Source organism: Mesorhizobium robiniae (assembly GCF_040545535.1).
GTDB lineage: Bacteria > Pseudomonadota > Alphaproteobacteria > Rhizobiales > Rhizobiaceae > Mesorhizobium > Mesorhizobium robiniae.
The window spans coordinates 440,882-455,936 of the sequence record NZ_JBEPMC010000004.1 but is presented as its reverse complement, the minus strand read 5'-3'; the positions used below and the strand labels follow the sequence as shown (position 1 = coordinate 455,936).

General features: G+C 60.8%; 17 protein-coding genes. 9 read left to right on the top strand and 8 right to left on the bottom strand.

Features of this window, described 5'->3' with window-relative positions; all coding sequences use genetic code 11:
• Positions 1-179 precede the first annotated feature (179 nt).
• Together ABID19_RS14090 and ABID19_RS14085 are read left to right on the top strand one after the other, a co-directional pair.
• Positions 180-458 carry a hypothetical protein gene (locus ABID19_RS14090; protein ID WP_354491313.1) on the top strand — a complete coding sequence of 93 codons (279 nt, stop codon included), beginning with the start codon at positions 180-182 and terminating at the stop codon, positions 456-458.
• Positions 459-789: 331 nt separating this feature from the next.
• A complete protein-coding gene (locus ABID19_RS14085) occupies positions 790-1,272 on the top strand; it encodes a DUF2867 domain-containing protein (RefSeq protein WP_354491312.1) in 483 nt (160 codons plus the stop codon).
• Positions 1,273-1,350: 78 nt separating this feature from the next.
• On the opposite strand, the gene ABID19_RS14080 is transcribed toward ABID19_RS14085, so the two are convergent.
• From ABID19_RS14080 to ABID19_RS14045, 8 genes are all read right to left on the bottom strand, one after another.
• A complete protein-coding gene (locus ABID19_RS14080) occupies positions 1,351-1,707 on the bottom strand; it encodes an iron chaperone (RefSeq protein WP_354491310.1) in 357 nt (118 codons plus the stop codon).
• A gap of 609 nt (positions 1,708-2,316) precedes the next feature.
• Complete coding sequence (locus tag ABID19_RS14075; RefSeq protein ID WP_354491308.1) at positions 2,317-3,153, bottom strand: beta-keto acid cleavage family enzyme; 837 nt, start codon at positions 3,151-3,153, stop codon at positions 2,317-2,319.
• A gap of 141 nt (positions 3,154-3,294) precedes the next feature.
• Positions 3,295-4,050, bottom strand: coding sequence for a cyclase family protein (locus ABID19_RS14070; protein ID WP_354491306.1), 756 nt, complete (start codon positions 4,048-4,050; stop codon positions 3,295-3,297).
• 173 nt (positions 4,051-4,223) lie between these two features.
• Positions 4,224-4,658 (bottom strand): type II 3-dehydroquinate dehydratase, encoded by a 435-nt coding sequence (locus ABID19_RS14065; RefSeq protein ID WP_354491304.1) that lies wholly within the window; start codon positions 4,656-4,658, stop codon positions 4,224-4,226.
• A gap of 4 nt (positions 4,659-4,662) precedes the next feature.
• Entirely contained in the window at positions 4,663-5,964 is a 1,302-nt protein-coding gene (locus ABID19_RS14060; RefSeq protein WP_354491302.1) for a TRAP transporter large permease, read from the bottom strand.
• Entirely contained in the window at positions 5,961-6,479 is a 519-nt protein-coding gene (locus ABID19_RS14055) for a TRAP transporter small permease (protein WP_354491300.1), read from the bottom strand. The genes ABID19_RS14060 and ABID19_RS14055 overlap by 4 nt, the downstream gene beginning before the upstream one ends.
• A gap of 79 nt (positions 6,480-6,558) precedes the next feature.
• Positions 6,559-7,545, bottom strand: coding sequence for a TRAP transporter substrate-binding protein DctP (dctP, locus tag ABID19_RS14050; protein ID WP_354491298.1), 987 nt, complete (start codon positions 7,543-7,545; stop codon positions 6,559-6,561).
• A 48-nt stretch (positions 7,546-7,593) separates the two neighbouring features.
• Positions 7,594-8,502 (bottom strand): shikimate dehydrogenase, encoded by a 909-nt coding sequence (locus ABID19_RS14045; RefSeq protein WP_354491296.1) that lies wholly within the window; start codon positions 8,500-8,502, stop codon positions 7,594-7,596.
• 177 nt (positions 8,503-8,679) lie between these two features.
• Here ABID19_RS14045 and ABID19_RS14040 point away from each other — a divergent pair, with 177 nt between their 5' ends.
• From ABID19_RS14040 to ABID19_RS14010, 7 genes are all read left to right on the top strand, one after another.
• Positions 8,680-9,363: a TetR/AcrR family transcriptional regulator gene (locus ABID19_RS14040; protein WP_354491294.1), complete on the top strand. Its 684-nt coding sequence runs from the start codon at positions 8,680-8,682 to the stop codon at positions 9,361-9,363.
• An 84-nt stretch (positions 9,364-9,447) separates the two neighbouring features.
• Positions 9,448-11,340, top strand: a complete 1,893-nt coding sequence (locus ABID19_RS14035; protein WP_354491292.1) for a bifunctional sugar phosphate isomerase/epimerase/4-hydroxyphenylpyruvate dioxygenase family protein — start codon at positions 9,448-9,450, stop codon at positions 11,338-11,340.
• A 5-nt stretch (positions 11,341-11,345) separates the two neighbouring features.
• The gene (gene pcaD / locus ABID19_RS14030) at positions 11,346-12,146 is read left to right on the top strand and encodes a 3-oxoadipate enol-lactonase (RefSeq protein WP_354491622.1); all 801 of its coding nucleotides are present in this window, start codon (positions 11,346-11,348) and stop codon (positions 12,144-12,146) included.
• Positions 12,143-12,547, top strand: a complete 405-nt coding sequence (gene pcaC / locus ABID19_RS14025) for a 4-carboxymuconolactone decarboxylase (RefSeq protein ID WP_354491290.1) — start codon at positions 12,143-12,145, stop codon at positions 12,545-12,547. Before pcaD ends, pcaC begins: the two co-directional genes overlap by 4 nt.
• On the top strand, positions 12,544-13,302 hold the full coding sequence (gene pcaH, locus ABID19_RS14020; protein WP_354491288.1) for a protocatechuate 3,4-dioxygenase subunit beta: 759 nt from the start codon (positions 12,544-12,546) through the stop codon (positions 13,300-13,302). Before pcaC ends, pcaH begins: the two co-directional genes overlap by 4 nt.
• Entirely contained in the window at positions 13,302-13,916 is a 615-nt protein-coding gene (gene pcaG / locus ABID19_RS14015; protein ID WP_354491286.1) for a protocatechuate 3,4-dioxygenase subunit alpha, read from the top strand. The genes pcaH and pcaG overlap by 1 nt, the downstream gene beginning before the upstream one ends.
• Positions 13,913-14,971: a 3-carboxy-cis,cis-muconate cycloisomerase gene (locus ABID19_RS14010; RefSeq protein WP_354491284.1), complete on the top strand. Its 1,059-nt coding sequence runs from the start codon at positions 13,913-13,915 to the stop codon at positions 14,969-14,971. Before pcaG ends, ABID19_RS14010 begins: the two co-directional genes overlap by 4 nt.
• The last annotated feature ends 84 nt before the right edge of the window (positions 14,972-15,055 follow it).

Genomic DNA, 15,055 nt, shown 5'->3' with positions numbered 1-15,055 from the left:
AAAACCGCACGCGGATAGACGGCTCCAAGGAGCCGTGATCGCGCGTCAGGCCTTTGAGGTTTCAATTTGACCGCGCTTCAGAACACCCGCGACCGTCACAATAAGATATACAGCCTATATCTACGGTCAATTACGCACTTTTCGTAAAGCAGATATCGCGAGGTATATCGATGAGGGGCTTGACCGAACCTTTCGGGCGCGCGCCAAGCACTTCAGGCGTAATTGGAAAATCAGGCTGGGGCCTTGGCATTACGACAGCGCCAATCGCGCTGTTCGCCAGCAATATGTGGGAAATTTCCCTGGGGGCCGAGGTCTTGCTTAGATGTATTATGCTGGACGGCTGCGCAGACCTTAATTTAGCATGCATAATATCTGTTGCGCTCGATAAGGACGGCCCAACGAAAATGCACGTCGCTCATCTCGTTGATCTGTTCCTCAACGGCATTAGCGTGCGCTGACAGAAGCAGAGCCGCGAGCGGTTGGATTAATCGGTGACCTTGCCTGATTTTTTCAATCGGTCGCTATCAAGTCATTCAGGACGACGACACAGAAGGCCAGGTTTGGAATTCAGCGAAGTGACTCGCTCCGACCTACTTGCGATAAGGTCGCCGTTGCTTTGCAAAACCATTTCCTTTCCGCCAACCCTCCAACGCCCTCCTGCAGAACCGACGGGACGCTGCCAAATGGAGCCGGCGCGGCCTGCGCGCTTTCGCCGGATTGAACGAAACCGCCGTCAATGCTGATCTAGACGCGCCGGCCACCGGGGCCGGCGGTTCGGGAGACGGGACGATGGCGGTTGCGGTAGAGGAAGTGGCGGTGCGGCTGCCCGATCCGGCGCTCAACGGCGCGGATTGGGCGGATGCCTACGAGGCGGAGACGGCGCGGCCGTTTCCGACGGCCCGCGCGGCGGCCGAAGCGATGGTCCGCGCCTTTCCCGCTTGGACGATGCCGCTCCTCCTCCTGCGCAACCTCGTCGTCCTGCCGCTCGGGCTGAAAGGCGCGGACCGCGTGCCGGGCCGCGAAATGGTCGGTATCTTTCCGGTCGTCTCCGAGACGTCGTCGCGCTTCGTCGGCGGCTTCGACGACCGCCACCTCGATTTCCGCGTGATCGTCCAGCTCTCGCCTGCCGGTCCCGAGCGCCAGCGGATCAAGCTGACGACGGTTATCCGCCGGCACAATCTCGCCGGCCGCGCCTATCTCGCCGCGGTGATGCCATTCCACCGCGCCATCATCCGCGGCGCGCTCAGGAGGCTGGTGGCGCCTTCGGCCTAGACGCCGCATCTTAAAAGGCTGCCGTTCGCGGTTGGGCAGCAATATCAGTTCGTTGGCGGACACCGCGGCATCGGCCATTCACACGGCTAGCTCTTTTCGCGAAGCAAGGGCGAGTGCGGCAATGAGTTCGTCCGGGATGGGCTTGCTCGGCGAGAATGTGACACCGGTCTTCGACGCTTTGAGCCCGGCTGCGGCAATATCGTCCGAATATGCGCTGATCGCGCCTTTGCTAACGTACAGACCGCACTGTTTGCTGAATGCCGCATAGCCTGCGATAACTAAACCCGCGCAACCGAATCCTGGCATGTCGTACTGGATGACCTCTTTCACGTCAGGAAGCGTTTGCCCAAGCCGGGCGCGCACGAGCGTAAGCAGCGGCCGGAGCGCTTCCGGTGCCGCAGCGATGTAGGCATCGTGGTGGGCAAACGCGGTCATGCATTATCATCGGCAATCGGATGTGCTCGCGCAACCGGGGAAATGTCTGCAAATCCCAAAAGTCGATCCAACAGCCGAGCGGCCGGTTCCCACCAATTGCTGCAACCTGAGCGGACGGGCGGCCTTTTGGAAATCGCCATGCCGCCGACGCGACTGAAATTGGGCGCGGTACTGTTCGACAGAAGTGAGGCCGTAGACTGAAGTTCCTCTGTTCTCTCGCGTTCGCTTCTGACCGGAAGCCGATCTGCGGAATGTGGCAAGAGTTCGAATCTCCTCATCGGCGGCGGTGTGGATCTGGATCCTTAGCCCTTCAGAGTTAGTCGCCTGAACGACGCTCATGAGGATGAACATCACCGTCTTCGTTGAAAAAGGAACTCGTGAGGTTGTTCCTCTATTGTTCACGGGCCGCAACTCATGCAAAATCGGTCCATTCAGATTCTTAGTTGTGGCCACTTTTATTCTCGATGGATGGGAGCATGGATATTCGACGTATCGCCAAGTATTTCAGGCGACGGAGTGAAACTCCTCCCACGACCACACGCAGCCCTAGTGCGCGTTCGGTGCCGCTTGCACCAATGCAGGGCCGGACCACCACTGCTTTGGGGGGAACTACGATCCTAATGCCAGACCAAGCGCTTGGCGCGCCTCGTTGACGGTGGCCACGCGCCGGCCAAGCTTCTCGACTGAGGCCGCCGCGAGTTCGACGAGCTCCGCGTTGCTGCGCGCCAGGCGTCCCTTGGTGATCCTGATATTATCCTCAAGTCCGGTACGTACTGCGTCTGCTCCGCGTGCCAACGCCCAATGCATTACGATCATTTGGTTGCGGCCTATTCCGGCCGCCGTCCAGGTAGATTGTGGAAACAGGAGTTTCGCTTCCCTGAGGAGCACGTCGAGCAATCTCTCCTCCGCAGGCAGCGCGTTTTGCACGCCCATGACAAACTGGATGTGCGGGCGCTCACCTATAAGTCCCCCGTCGGCCAGCCGCTTGGCAGTGTGAAGGTGCGATAGGTCGAAGATCTCGATCTCCGGCAGCACACCATTTGCCTTCATCGCGGTTGCGAGATCACCGATCAGGGCGGGATGGTTCTCGTAGACGATGGATGGGAAGTTGACCGAACCGGTCGACAGCGAGGCCATGTCCGGCTTCAGATAAAGTGCCGACCCCCGCGCGGCAGGATCACGACCGCGCCCGCCGGTCGAAAACTGGACGATCATGCCTGGGCAGTGCCTACGCACCCCCTCCTGAACGGCAGCGAAGCGCGTTTGTTCAGACGATGAACTCTGATCGTCATTGCGCACGTGTATGTGCACCAGTGACGCACCTGCTTCAAAGGCTTCCTGGGTCGACTCGATCTGTTCGACCACGCTGATTGGCACCGCAGGATTGTCTTCCTTGCGCGGCAGCGAGCCGGTGATCGCAACGGCGATAATACAGGGTTCAGACATGGCGATGCACTATCGGTCGACCTGGTCCATCCGCCCACGGCTCTGTTTGATCCACATCCACACCTGGAATCACAAATCGCCTCACCGCAAAACTCCCGAGCCCGCAGATCGTCTTTTTACCGCAGTCGTAACCGGGTGGATCTAGAGAAGCGCGATCACCCGAGTCGGCCCGCCCGTCGCGCCCCTCACCTTCGGAATCCCGAGGAAGAGACGTGCCCCGACTTCAGGAATCGCGTCTAGATTTGCAAGGCACTCGACGCCCCAGCGACCGCTTCCAAGCCATTCGTAGTGGACGGGAAACGCGCCGCCCGAGTTAAGCCCCGTGTCGAGGGAGAGGGTGTCGACTCCAATGCCCTTAACATTCCGCTCGCCTATCAGGAATTGCGCAGTCTCGACGTGAAAGCCGGGGGTATGATTTCTCTTCTCGCCGTCATTGCCGGTGAACTTTGGATCGTCCACAAGCTTGTGCCATCCGGAATTCATCACCACACAGCATCCCTCCGGAAGAGGCCCGTTCTTTGCCTCCCACGCTTTGATATCGTCGGGGGTGAGAGATGTGTCCGCATTCTCGGCCGCCCGCGAAGCAATATTGATGACCGCGACAGGCACGATCAGGTCGGAGATGGGAATCAGATCGGCCGTCAAACCATCGGCAGAAAAATGGATGGGCGCGTCCATATGGGTGCCACTGTGTTCGACGATCGTCCAGCGGTTCAGGTTCACCTTGTCCTTTGCGAAGGTGACCAAATGTTCGACGGTGAACCATTTCTCGCCGCTAAAGGTCGGAAACCCTTCATAGAGCGCGTGCGAAAGGTCGACCGTCTCGGTGAAGCTCGTTGGAGCGGCCTGGGCTTGTCGCGTACCAGGAAACGCCGCGGCGGCGGCGCCGAGGCCCAAAGTGAAGCCGGTTTTGAGAAGACCTCTACGTGTGGCTTTCTCACAGATTGAATGCAGGCATCCCGGAGGGCACATGTTTTTTCCTTCCCATTGGCGATCTTAACGAGACGATTGTCGTACTATCCAGTTAGTATATTCCCGCTGCGGATTTCACGCCTTGCCTGTGGCCTCACCTAATCTTCCATCAGTTGCTTCAGCGAATTGACCGCGGTGGCGTATCCTCGCGGCCCCAACCCGGCGATGACCGCCGTCGCCACCGTCGAGACGAGCGATTTGTGATAGATTTCCTCGCGTCGGTGGATGTTGGAAATGTGGAGCTCAATGATCGGTCCAGGAAACATCTTGAGTGCGTCGAGGATGGCAATCGAGGTGAACGAGAAGCCCGCCGGGTTGATGATGATGCCAGCGCCCTCGTCGATCGCCTCGTGGATCCAGCCGACGATCTCGCCCTCGAAGTTCGACTGGTGAAAGCGGACTGGAAGCCCGTCTGCGGCCTTCCGGCACATCGTCTTGATCTCGGCAAGCGTCGTCGTCCCGTAGATTTCCGGCTCGCGGCTGCCTAGGCGATTGAGGTTTGGGCCGTTGAGAACGAAGATCGGCTTGGTCATGGTCCTATCCTTGATAGCCCAGCATGCGCGGCAGCCACAGCACCAGCGATGGGAAGAAGGTGATCAGCATCAGGGCGGCAATCATGGCGTAGAGAAACGGCATTACGTCGTGCACCAGGTCGCGCAGCGGCACCTCTGCGATGCGGGTCATGATGAACAGCAGCAAGCCGTAGGGCGGGGTGACGAGCCCGAGCATGATGTTGACGACGACCATCACGCCGAAATGCACCATGTCGACGCCGAGCGCTTTCGCCGTCGGAATCAGCACCGGCACGATTACCAGCAGAATAGTCGTGCCCTCCAGCACGCAGCCCAGGATCAGCAGCAGGATGTTGACGAGGATCAGGAAACCCATCGGCGAAAGATCCCAGGACTGCAGGATCACCGACAGGGACTGCGGAATGTTCTCAACCGTGACAACGTAGTTGAACACCAGGGCGCCGGCGATGAGCATGCCGATCGAGGCGGTGGTGCGGGCGCTGTTGAGAAGCGCATGGTAGAGCTGGCCCAGCGTCACGCTACGATAGATCGCGACCGAGATGAGCAGCGCGTAGCCGGCGGCGACCGCCGCGGCCTCAGTCGGGGTCATCACGCCGCCCCTTATGCCGACCAGCAGAACGACCGGCAGCATCAGCGCCGGAAACGCTCGCAAGGTGATCCCCGGAAATTCCCTGAGCGGCACCGGCTTCTCGACCGGAAAGTTCTTCCGGCGCGCGTCGATGGCGACGATGATCATCTGCGACAGGGCGAGAAGAAGGCCCGGCACGATACCCGCAATGAAGAGGTAGCCGATGGATGCATCCGAGATCAGCGCATAGATGACTAGCGGAATTGACGGAGGAATGATCGGGCCGATGACGGAGGTGACGGCTGTCAGCGCAGCGGCATAGCTCGCCGGGTACTTGCCATCCTTGGTCATGAGTTGCTGCATCATCTTGCCAGTGCCCGCGGCGTCGGCGATGGCCGAGCCGGACATGCCGGCGAAGATGATCGACTGCAGCACGTTGACCTGCGCCAGGCCGCCGCGGAAACGGCCGACGACAGCGTTGCAGAATTGCAGCAGCCGGTCGGTCATTGTTCCGGCGTTCATTAACTCCGCGGCGAGAATGAACATCGGCACGGCAAGCAGAATGTAGCTCGTGTAGAGCCCGTTGAGGAGCTGCTCGGCGGACGTGCCCATGTCGAGCCCTGCAAGCCAGAGATAGAGGATCGACCCGGCGATCATCGAGTGACCGATCGGCAGGCCAAGCAAGGCCAGCGCTGTGATCGCAACGACTGACAGCGAAAAGGGACTCGCGAGGCTCATACGCCGGAGCTCGCTTTCGTGGGATCAAATTCCGCCGGTGCTTCGCCGCGCAGAGTACGCCACGCGAGCCACAGGTAGCGGGCAATCACGGCGACCACGAAGACGAGGTAGATCGAGAACAGCCAGTCGAAGCGTATCTTGAGGTAGGCGGTGCTCTCGACCTTCATGAAGGTCACATAGTCGAAGACAGCCGGAAAGGACCAGCCATAGAGCGCGACGAGAGCGATCGCGAAGGCGAGCGTCATCGCTCGCCTTATGTCCGGACCGACTGCGGCGTAGAGGAGATCAAAACGGATTTCCTCTTCTTCGCGAACGACGAACGCTGCGCCGAACAGCACAACCCAAATCCAGAGTACGACGGTGAGCTCGTTGCTCCAGCCGGTCGGCCAGTTGAGAAGGTAACGAAAAGCAACCTGGAGCAGAAACGCGGCGAACATGGCGCCGATTGCGATGGCGATGGCGTTCTCGGCGCGCCGGTATAGCCAGCCGCCGACCTTTCTCAATCCCGGGTTCATCATGCCTCCCTGGCGTCGCCTGGCTAAACGAGTTTGGGCCAGCCGGTCACAAGCGGACCGGCCGGCGAGTTTTGTCGCGTCAAAGCGCGTTGATCTTGTCGACCATCCCGGCCGGCCATTCCTTGGCCAGGTCGGAGGCAAGATATTGTTCCTGCACATGCTTGCGGAATGCAGCGACGTCGGGCTCGTAGATCTTCAGGCCTTTGCCCTTGAATGTTTCAACGAGTTCCTTCTCGCGCGTCAGGTGTTTTTCTGTCGAGAAGTCGATCGCCTTGTCCGCCGCGGCCTGGACCTTTGCCTGCTTCTCGGTCCCCATCTCGTCCCAGACCTTTTTCGATATGCTGAGAAGGTCGAAACCGACAAGATGCGAGGTCAGCACGATCTGCGACATGACCTCGTAGAACTTCATGTTCTCGACGTTGGGCAGAGGGTTATCCTGCCCATCGATCGCTCCTGTCTGCAGGCCGGTATAGACCTCGGCGTAGGCCATTGGCGTAGGATTCGCGCCGAGCGCCTGGCCGAGGAATTGCCAAGCGTCGCCACCCGGCATGCGCAGCTTGATGCCGGCCATGTCGGCGGGGGTCTTGATTTCCTTATCGGGCTTCAGGCCGACCTGACGCAGGCCGAAATAAGTGGGGCCGAGCACCCTCACGCCGAGCTGGTCCTCGGTCATCTTCTTCAGCTCGGCACCGGCATCGCTGGCGAAGAGGGCCTTGAGGTGCGCGGCGTCACGGAACAGGTAGCCGGCGGTGACGATAGACCAGGCCGGAATCTGCTTGGAGATGTCCTGCGGGGCGATGTTGCCCATTTCGAGGTTGCCGCGCTGGATGGCGACAAGTTCGGTGCCCTGTTTGAACAGGTTGCCGCCGTAATAACCCTCGAAGGCAAAGTCGTCCTTGATGGCGTCGGCGAACATTTTCATCATCTCGGCCCGGATGTCCTGTTCCGAGAACACGGCCGAGAAACGCAGCTTCGGTTTGTCCTGCGCGAAGGCGGGAACGGCGGCCCCGGCCGCCAGTGCGCCGGCAGCGACCATGAACATGCGTCGGTTCATTTCAGCTTTCATGTCGATTTCCTCCCAGTGGTCTTCATGCGGTTATAGGCGTCATTGCCTTCATGCGGCGGCCTCGAAGTGGTTTGCCATGGCGCGGCGGTCGGCCTTGCGCCCGGTGAAGAGTTCGAACGCGCGGACGGCCTGGTAGATCGCCATGCCGATGCCCGGCAGCGTTCTGCAGCCGATCGCACGGGCAGCGCGCAACAGCTCTGTTTCGGTCGGAAAATAGATTATGTCGGCGACCCATTTTTCGGCTGTCAGAAGAGCCGCGTCGAATGGTGTTCCGGGGTATTTCGCCATGCCCACCGGGGTCGTGTTGACGATGCCGTTTGCCATGCGCACCGCTGCGGCGGGGTCCGGCCACGCCTCGACGCGACCGCCGAACAAGGCGCCCATGCGCGACGCCAGGTCCGAGGCGCGATCGGGTTGGCTGTCGACGACGAACAGCCGGCCAACGCCCATTTCCATCAACGCGTTGGCGACTGCGGCGCCCGCTCCGCCGGCGCCGAACATCGCGACACTGCCCATCGATGCGCCCGTCATCGCTTCGCGAAAACTCTGCGCGAAACCCCAGCCGTCGGTGTTGTGGCCTTCCTTGCGTCCGCCGGCGAACACGACCGTGTTCACCGCGCCTATCGCGCGCGCTTCCGGCGACAACGCATCCAGGACGGGAATAACAGCCTGTTTAAACGGATGAGTGACGTTGAGGCCCTGAAAGCCCGCAATTTGCGCCGCCGCGATCAAGTCGCCGATCGCCGCGTCCGGAAATCCGAGCCTGTCGAAATCAAGCAAAAGGTACGAATAGCCGATGCCAAGGCGCCGGGCTTCACGCTCGTGCATGCCGGGAGTGCGCGAGGACTGAATGCCGCGTCCGACAAGGCCAATTACGACCTTTTCGCTGTCGCCGCTGGCGGCACCCTTATGCTCGTCCGCAAGACGGCAAAGGAGGTCGACTAGGCTGTCGCCCATCTCCCGAGATTCCTCCCTGTGCGGGCCGCCTCCTGGCCCAAATGCGGCAATTCTTGGATCGCCCTTGTGTTCACGACAAACGCGCCGGTAAATAAGTCAGTCGCGATTTGCGAATGATGTACTAACTGGTTAGTTTAGTCAATTGCCGGCTGATGCCGGGGCGGGAACTCAAACTGCATGGCCGTTATCAAGAAAGAACGAAAGCCGAAGCCGGACGCGAGCACGACGCGTATCCAGGACCCTGAGGGCACGCGACGCAACATCCTGGAGATCGCCTCCAAGGAGTTTGCCCTGAACGGCTTATCGGGCGCGCGCATAGACGAGATTGCGGCGCGTACGCGCTTCAGCAAGCGCATGATCTACTACTACTTCGGCGACAAAGAAGGCCTCTACCTGCACGCGCTCGAGAACGCGTATCGCCAGGTGCGCGAGGGCGAGGCCCAACTCGATATCGAAGGTCTGCCCCCCGTAGCGGCACTGGCACGCCTAGTGGAGTTCACGTTCGACCACCATCACCGACACGAGGAATTCATCCGCATGGTGATGATCGAGAACATCCATCACGGCCAATATCTCGAACAATCGGATGCGATACGAGAGCTAAACGTGACTGCGATCGACCATATCTCTCGCATCTATTCACGCGGTGTCGAAGAGGGGGTCTTCCGGTCGGGACTCGACGCGGTCGAACTCCATTGGCAGGTAAGCGCGCTGTGTTTCTTCAACGTTTCCAACCGCGCCACCTTTTCGATGATCTTCGGACGCGATTTCGGCGCGCCGGCACAACTCGAGCGGCTCAAACGCAACAGCGTGGAGATGCTGTTGCGTTTTGTCGCGAAGGAAGCTCCCGCAGAACGCTGAGCGCACCGAAACTTGCGGTGCTGGCAGCGTTGCCTTAATTATGTACGAACTGGTTCGTTCATACCAGCCCGGGAGGAGGCGCGTTTGAAGACTTCGATCGCGACGGTGTCGATCGCCGGTGACCTGGCGGAGAAATTCGCGGCAATTTCCGCCGCGGGCTTCGACGGTGTTGAAATCTTCGAGAACGATTTCCTCGCCTTTGATGGCTCACCGCGCGACGTCGGCCGAATGGCTGGTGACACAGGTCTGACCATAACGCTCTTCCAGCCGTTCAGGGATTTCGAGGGGTTACCGGAGCCCCAGCGCAACCGCGCCTTTGATCGTGCCGAGCGCAAGTTCGACGTCATGCAGGAACTCGGCACCGACCTGATGCTGGTATGCTCGTCGGTGTCGCCGGTCTCGCTTGGCGGGATCGACCGAGCGGCCATGGACTTTCACGAGCTTGGCGAGCGCGCCGCCAAGCGCGGCCTGCGCGTCGGCTACGAGGCACTGGCCTGGGGGCGTCACGTCAACGATCATCGCGACGCGTGGGAAATCGTGCGCAGGACCGAGCACCCGAACATCGGGCTGGTTCTCGACTCTTTCCACACGCTAGCCCGCAGGATTGAACTCGGCTCCATCCGTTCGATACCCGCGGACAAGATCTTCATTGTCCAACTCGCCGACGCGCCGCTGATCGAAATGGACTTGCTCTATTGGAGCCGGCACTTCCGCAACATGCCAGGCGAAGGCGATCTGCCGGTGCGACAGTTCATGCAGGCGGTCGCGGCAACCGGTTATGACGGCTATCTCTCGCTCGAGATTTTCAACGACCAGTTCCGTGGCGGGTCGGCAAAGGCGATCTCCGTCGACGGACGGCGTTCGCTCGTATGGTTGATGGATCAGGTGCGGCGTGAAGAACCGGCACTCGACATGGCTATTCCGCCCATGCCCGACCGCATCGGGGTTGGAGGGGTCGAGTTCATCGAGTTCGCGGCCGATCGCCAGGACGCCGGGCAGCTTGGGTCGCTGTTGCGCATGCTCGGCTTTGTCGAGGCCGGTCGGCACGTCTCGAAGGACGTCACGCTCTACCGCCAGGGCGCGATCAATATTGTCATCAATACCGAGCGGCAGGGCTTCGCTCATTCTTCCTTTGTTGTCCATGGCACGTCGGCATACGCGATGGGTCTGAAGGTCGAGGACGCCGCCGCCACGGTTGCGCGCGCCGAGGCGCTGGGCGCGGAGATATTTCACCAGCGGGTCGGCCCTGGCGAGTTGTCGATCCCGGCGATCCGCGGCGTCGGCGGAGGGCTGATCTACTTCCTCGATGCCAAGACCGACCTGGCGAAGGTCTGGGACATAGAGTTTACGCCGGTCGTGCCGGCAAGTTCCGGCAGTGGCGTCGGCCTCACCCGCATCGATCATGTCGGGCAGACCATGGCACAGGAGGAGATGCCGAGCTGGCTGCTGTTCTATGTCTCGATCTTCAGGACGACCAAGACCCCCATGGTCGACATCGTCGATCCGGCCGGCCTCGTGCGTAGCCAGGTGATCGAAGGTCTGGACAAGCGCTTCCGACTCACGCTGAACGGCGCCGAAAGCCACCGCACGCTGGCTGGCCATTTCATCGCCGAAACTTTTGGTTCCGGCGTCCAGCATCTGGCACTCGCGACCGATGACATCTTTGCGACGGCGGCGAAGCTGCAGGCCGACGGCTTCGAACCGCTTCAGATATCGATGAACTACTACGACGACGTAGAAGCGCGCTTCGGCTTGGATCCGGAGGTTGCCGATCGGTTACGCTCAGCCAATATCCTTTATGACCGCGACGACAACGGCGAATTTTTCCAGCTCTATGCGCCGACATTCGGAGAGGGGTTCATTATCGAGTTCGTTGAACGGCGCGGCGCGTATGCAGGATATGGTGCGCCGAACGCACCATTCCGCATCGCCGCGCAAAAACGGTTGATGCGGCCCAAAGGAATGCCAAAGGTATGACCGGTATGGCCTTTGCTTGCATCAACGGCGCGACGATCCATTATCGGCATCGTCTCGCAGCAGGCAGGCCGACGGTCGTCTTCGCGAACTCGCTCGGCACGGATATGCGCATCTGGAACGAGGTCGAGCGAAGGCTCGCCGACGACTGTACGTTCGTTGCGTTTGACAAGCGCGGACACGGTCTGAGCGAACTGGGTGACGCGCCGCAAACAATCGAGACCCATGCGACGGACCTTGCAGGGCTGCTCGACCATCTTGGCGTAAGGCGCGCGGTGATCTGCGGGCTTTCGATCGGCGGCGTCATTGCGCAATGCCTTTACAAGACGCGGCCTGATTTGATCGAGGGGTTGATCCTTTGCGATACGGCAGCGAAGATCGGCACGGCCGAGATGTGGAACGGGCGCATCAACGCGACGCTGTCGAAGGGCATTGCGAGCTTTGCCGACGACGTGATGCAAAAATGGTTCACGCCGGATTTCCACAAGAATCGCAGCGAGGAACTGGCGGGGTATAAAACGATGCTGACGCGCCAGGATCCGGCCGGCTACGCTGCTGCCTGCGCGGCTATCCGCGACGCCGATTTCACCGCGACGACCGCCGCGATCAAAGTGCTGACACTCTGCATTGTCGGCGACCAGGACGGATCGACGCCGCCTGAACTGGTGGAAGCGCTGGCCCGCTCGATCCCCACCGCACGCTTCGAAGTCATCGCCGGTGCGGGCCACATCCCATGCGTCGAGCAGCCGGAAAGGCTCGCCGGGCTGATCCGTGGCTTCCTGAACGACGTGCGAAGAGAGCGCAAATGAGCAAGCATCAACACGGCGCCCGACACGTCGAAGGGACGGCGACGCGCCGTTCTGTCCTGGGTGACGCCCATGTGGACCGCGCAGAGGCGGCCAAGACCGAATTTGACATTCCTTTCCAGGAACTGATCACGGAGGCTGCATGGAGCCACGTCTGGTCGCGGCCGAACATCACCAAGCGCGAGCGTTCTATGATCACCATCGCGCTGCTCGCCGCGCTGAAGCAGGATGAAGAGGTTGCGATGCATATCCGCGCCAGCGTCAATACCGGGGCGACGCGCGACGACATACGCGAGGCGCTGCTGCATGTGGCAATCTATGCCGGGGTACCGGCGGCAAATCACGCGATGAAGATCGCCAGGAAGACGTTCGACGAAATGGACGCTCAAGCCGGTAAACCATGACCAACTCGCGCTTTCCCGCCAACCGCACGCCGGAAATCGGCGCCTTCTTTCAGCGCGACCGCAACTGGCATCCGCCGGCCTTCACGCCGGCCTACAAGACTTCCGTGCTGCGCTCGCCGCAACGGCCGCTTCTTTCCCTCGACAACACCCTGTCGGAGCTTACGGGGCCGGTCTTCGGCCACAATATTCTCAGTGAACTGGACAATGACCTCATACACAATTTTGCCGGGCCGGGTGAAAGCGCGATCGGACCGCGCATCCTCGTCTATGGCCGCGTACTCGATGAGCGCGGCATCGGCGTCGCCGGTGCGCTGCTGGAGGTATGGCAGGCCAACGCGGGAGGACGCTATCGACACAAGAAGGAAACCTATCTCGCGCCGCTCGATCCGAATTTCGGCGGCTGCGGCCGCACCATCACCGGCGAGGATGGCTCCTATTGTTTCCGCACGGTCCAGCCGGGGCCATATCCCTGGCCCAACGGACCCAACGACTGGCGTCCAGCTCACATCCATTTCTCGGTCTTCGGGCACGGCTTTGCGCAGCGCTTGATCACCCAGATGTATTTCGAGGGCGACCCGATGATCTGGAGGTGCCCGATCGTGCGGACCATCAACGACCGGCGCGCTGTTGAAGGCCTCACCGCCGCGCTCGACATGGAGGCAACGATACCGATGGATGCGCGGGCATACAAATTCGACATTGTACTGCGCGGCCGCCGCTCGACGCTGTTCGAGAATCGTATGGAGGGCGACTGATGGTCCAGGGTCTCAGCCGGCTGAAGGAAAGCGCCTCGCAAACCGCGGGACCCTACGTGCACATTGGGCTGACACCCAACTTTGCCGGCATCTCGGGCGTCTATGAACGCGACCTTGGCGCCACGATGGTCACCGACAAGACCGAGGGCGAGCGCATCAGGGTCAATATCCGGGTGATCGACGGCGCCGGCTCGCCGCTGAAAGACGCGCTTGTGGAGATCTGGCAGGCTGACGCCGCCGGCATCTACAATTCGCCCTCGGATCTGCGCGGCTCCGCCGACCCGAATTTTACCGGCTGGGGCCGGCTGCCCACCGACATGACGACGGGCGAATGCATGTTCGAGACCATCAAACCCGGTCGCGTGCCCTTTTTTGACGGCCGCAAGATGGCGCCGCATTTGACGGTCTGGATCGTCGCGCGCGGAATCAACATTGGCCTTCACACCCGCATGTATTTCAGCGACGAGGAAACGGCCAACGCCGAGGACCCAGTCCTGATGCGCATTGAGCAAAGGGAGCGCGTATCAACGCTGATCGCGCCGCGCGATGGCGACATCTATAAGTTCGACATTCATCTCCAGGGCTTCAACGAGACGGTCTTCTTCGACATATGATCACAGCATTCGACAATCCGCTCCTGTGCGGGCTTCTCGGTGATGAGAAGATGGCGACGCTGCTCGGCGTCGAGGTCGAACTTGCGACGATGTTGCAATTCGAGAAAGCGCTCGCCGACGTAGAAGGCGCTCTCGGCATCGTCCCGGCGGCTGCAGCAAGCGCAATCGGACGCGTCCTCGACAACTTCCGGCCGGATATTCCGGCCCTGAGGGCCGCAACGGCGCTCGACGGCGTCGTGGTGCCGGAACTCGTGCGGCAGATCAGGCAGGCTGTGGGAGAGCCGCATTCGGAGCATGTGCATTTCGGTGCGACTAGCCAGGACATGATCGACACGGCCATGATCCTGCGAATTCGCGCCTGTATCGATCTGTTGGAAGAACGGCTTTCGGCCCTGGTGGTTGCCTTCGCCGAACTCGGCCATCGGTTTGGTGATCGCTCGCTGATGGCTCGAACTCGAATGCAGGCAGCGATGCCGATTTCCGTAGCCGACCGCGTCACAAGCTGGCGCGAACCGCTCGTGCGCCACCACGAGAGACTTCAATCGCTGCGAAGATCGGTTCTCGTAATCCAGTTCGGCGGCGCCGTCGGGACACTCGATAAGTTCGCAGACAAGGGTGCCGCTGTCCGTGCCACAATGGCTCAGCGGCTGAGCCTCGGCGACTCGCCGCAGTGGCACAGTCAGCGCGATCGCGTCACCGAGCTCGCCAACTGGCTGTCGCTTGTGACGGGAAGCCTCGGCAAGTTCGGTCAGGACGTTGCGCTGATGGCGCAGGCAGGCGACGAGCTTCAACTGGCTGGCGGCGGTTCATCGTCCGCCATGGCGCACAAGCGCAATCCCATCGATGCCGAGATGCTGGTGACACTCGCCCGGTACAACGCAGTCCAATTGTCGGGAATGCATCATGCGCTGATCCATGAGCAAGAGCGTTCTGGTGCAGCCTGGTCGCTGGAATGGTTGGTCTTGCCGCAGATGCTCATGGCGGCTGGAGCATCGACCCGTGTCGCGGACAGGGCAGTCCGAACCATTGCGATGATCGGAGGCGAAGTGAGTTGATCTCAAGGCTCTTTCCGCTGCATCGAACGAGTGATGGCGGCGAGTTCATTTTGGTTCAGTGACGTCCAGTACATTAGCGATGAG

Excerpts from the sequence above, each read along its gene's own strand:
- pcaG (WP_354491286.1), top strand. The coding sequence starts at position 13,302 with ATGGTCCAGGGTCTCAGCCGGCTGAAGGAAAGCGCCTCGCAAACCGCG.
- ABID19_RS14055 (WP_354491300.1), bottom strand. The coding sequence starts at position 6,479 with ATGAACCCGGGATTGAGAAAGGTCGGCGGCTGGCTATACCGGCGCGCC.
- ABID19_RS14075 (WP_354491308.1), bottom strand. The coding sequence starts at position 3,153 with ATGTCTGAACCCTGTATTATCGCCGTTGCGATCACCGGCTCGCTGCCG.
- ABID19_RS14065 (WP_354491304.1), bottom strand. The coding sequence starts at position 4,658 with ATGACCAAGCCGATCTTCGTTCTCAACGGCCCAAACCTCAATCGCCTA.
- ABID19_RS14080 (WP_354491310.1), bottom strand. The coding sequence starts at position 1,707 with ATGACCGCGTTTGCCCACCACGATGCCTACATCGCTGCGGCACCGGAA.
- ABID19_RS14010 (WP_354491284.1), top strand. The coding sequence starts at position 13,913 with ATGATCACAGCATTCGACAATCCGCTCCTGTGCGGGCTTCTCGGTGAT.
- ABID19_RS14040 (WP_354491294.1), top strand. The coding sequence starts at position 8,680 with ATGGCCGTTATCAAGAAAGAACGAAAGCCGAAGCCGGACGCGAGCACG.
- ABID19_RS14085 (WP_354491312.1), top strand. The coding sequence starts at position 790 with ATGGCGGTTGCGGTAGAGGAAGTGGCGGTGCGGCTGCCCGATCCGGCG.
- pcaC (WP_354491290.1), top strand. The coding sequence starts at position 12,143 with ATGAGCAAGCATCAACACGGCGCCCGACACGTCGAAGGGACGGCGACG.
- dctP (WP_354491298.1), bottom strand. The coding sequence starts at position 7,545 with ATGAAAGCTGAAATGAACCGACGCATGTTCATGGTCGCTGCCGGCGCA.
- pcaH (WP_354491288.1), top strand. The coding sequence starts at position 12,544 with ATGACCAACTCGCGCTTTCCCGCCAACCGCACGCCGGAAATCGGCGCC.
- pcaD (WP_354491622.1), top strand. The coding sequence starts at position 11,346 with ATGGCCTTTGCTTGCATCAACGGCGCGACGATCCATTATCGGCATCGT.
- ABID19_RS14060 (WP_354491302.1), bottom strand. The coding sequence starts at position 5,964 with ATGAGCCTCGCGAGTCCCTTTTCGCTGTCAGTCGTTGCGATCACAGCG.
- ABID19_RS14045 (WP_354491296.1), bottom strand. The coding sequence starts at position 8,502 with ATGGGCGACAGCCTAGTCGACCTCCTTTGCCGTCTTGCGGACGAGCAT.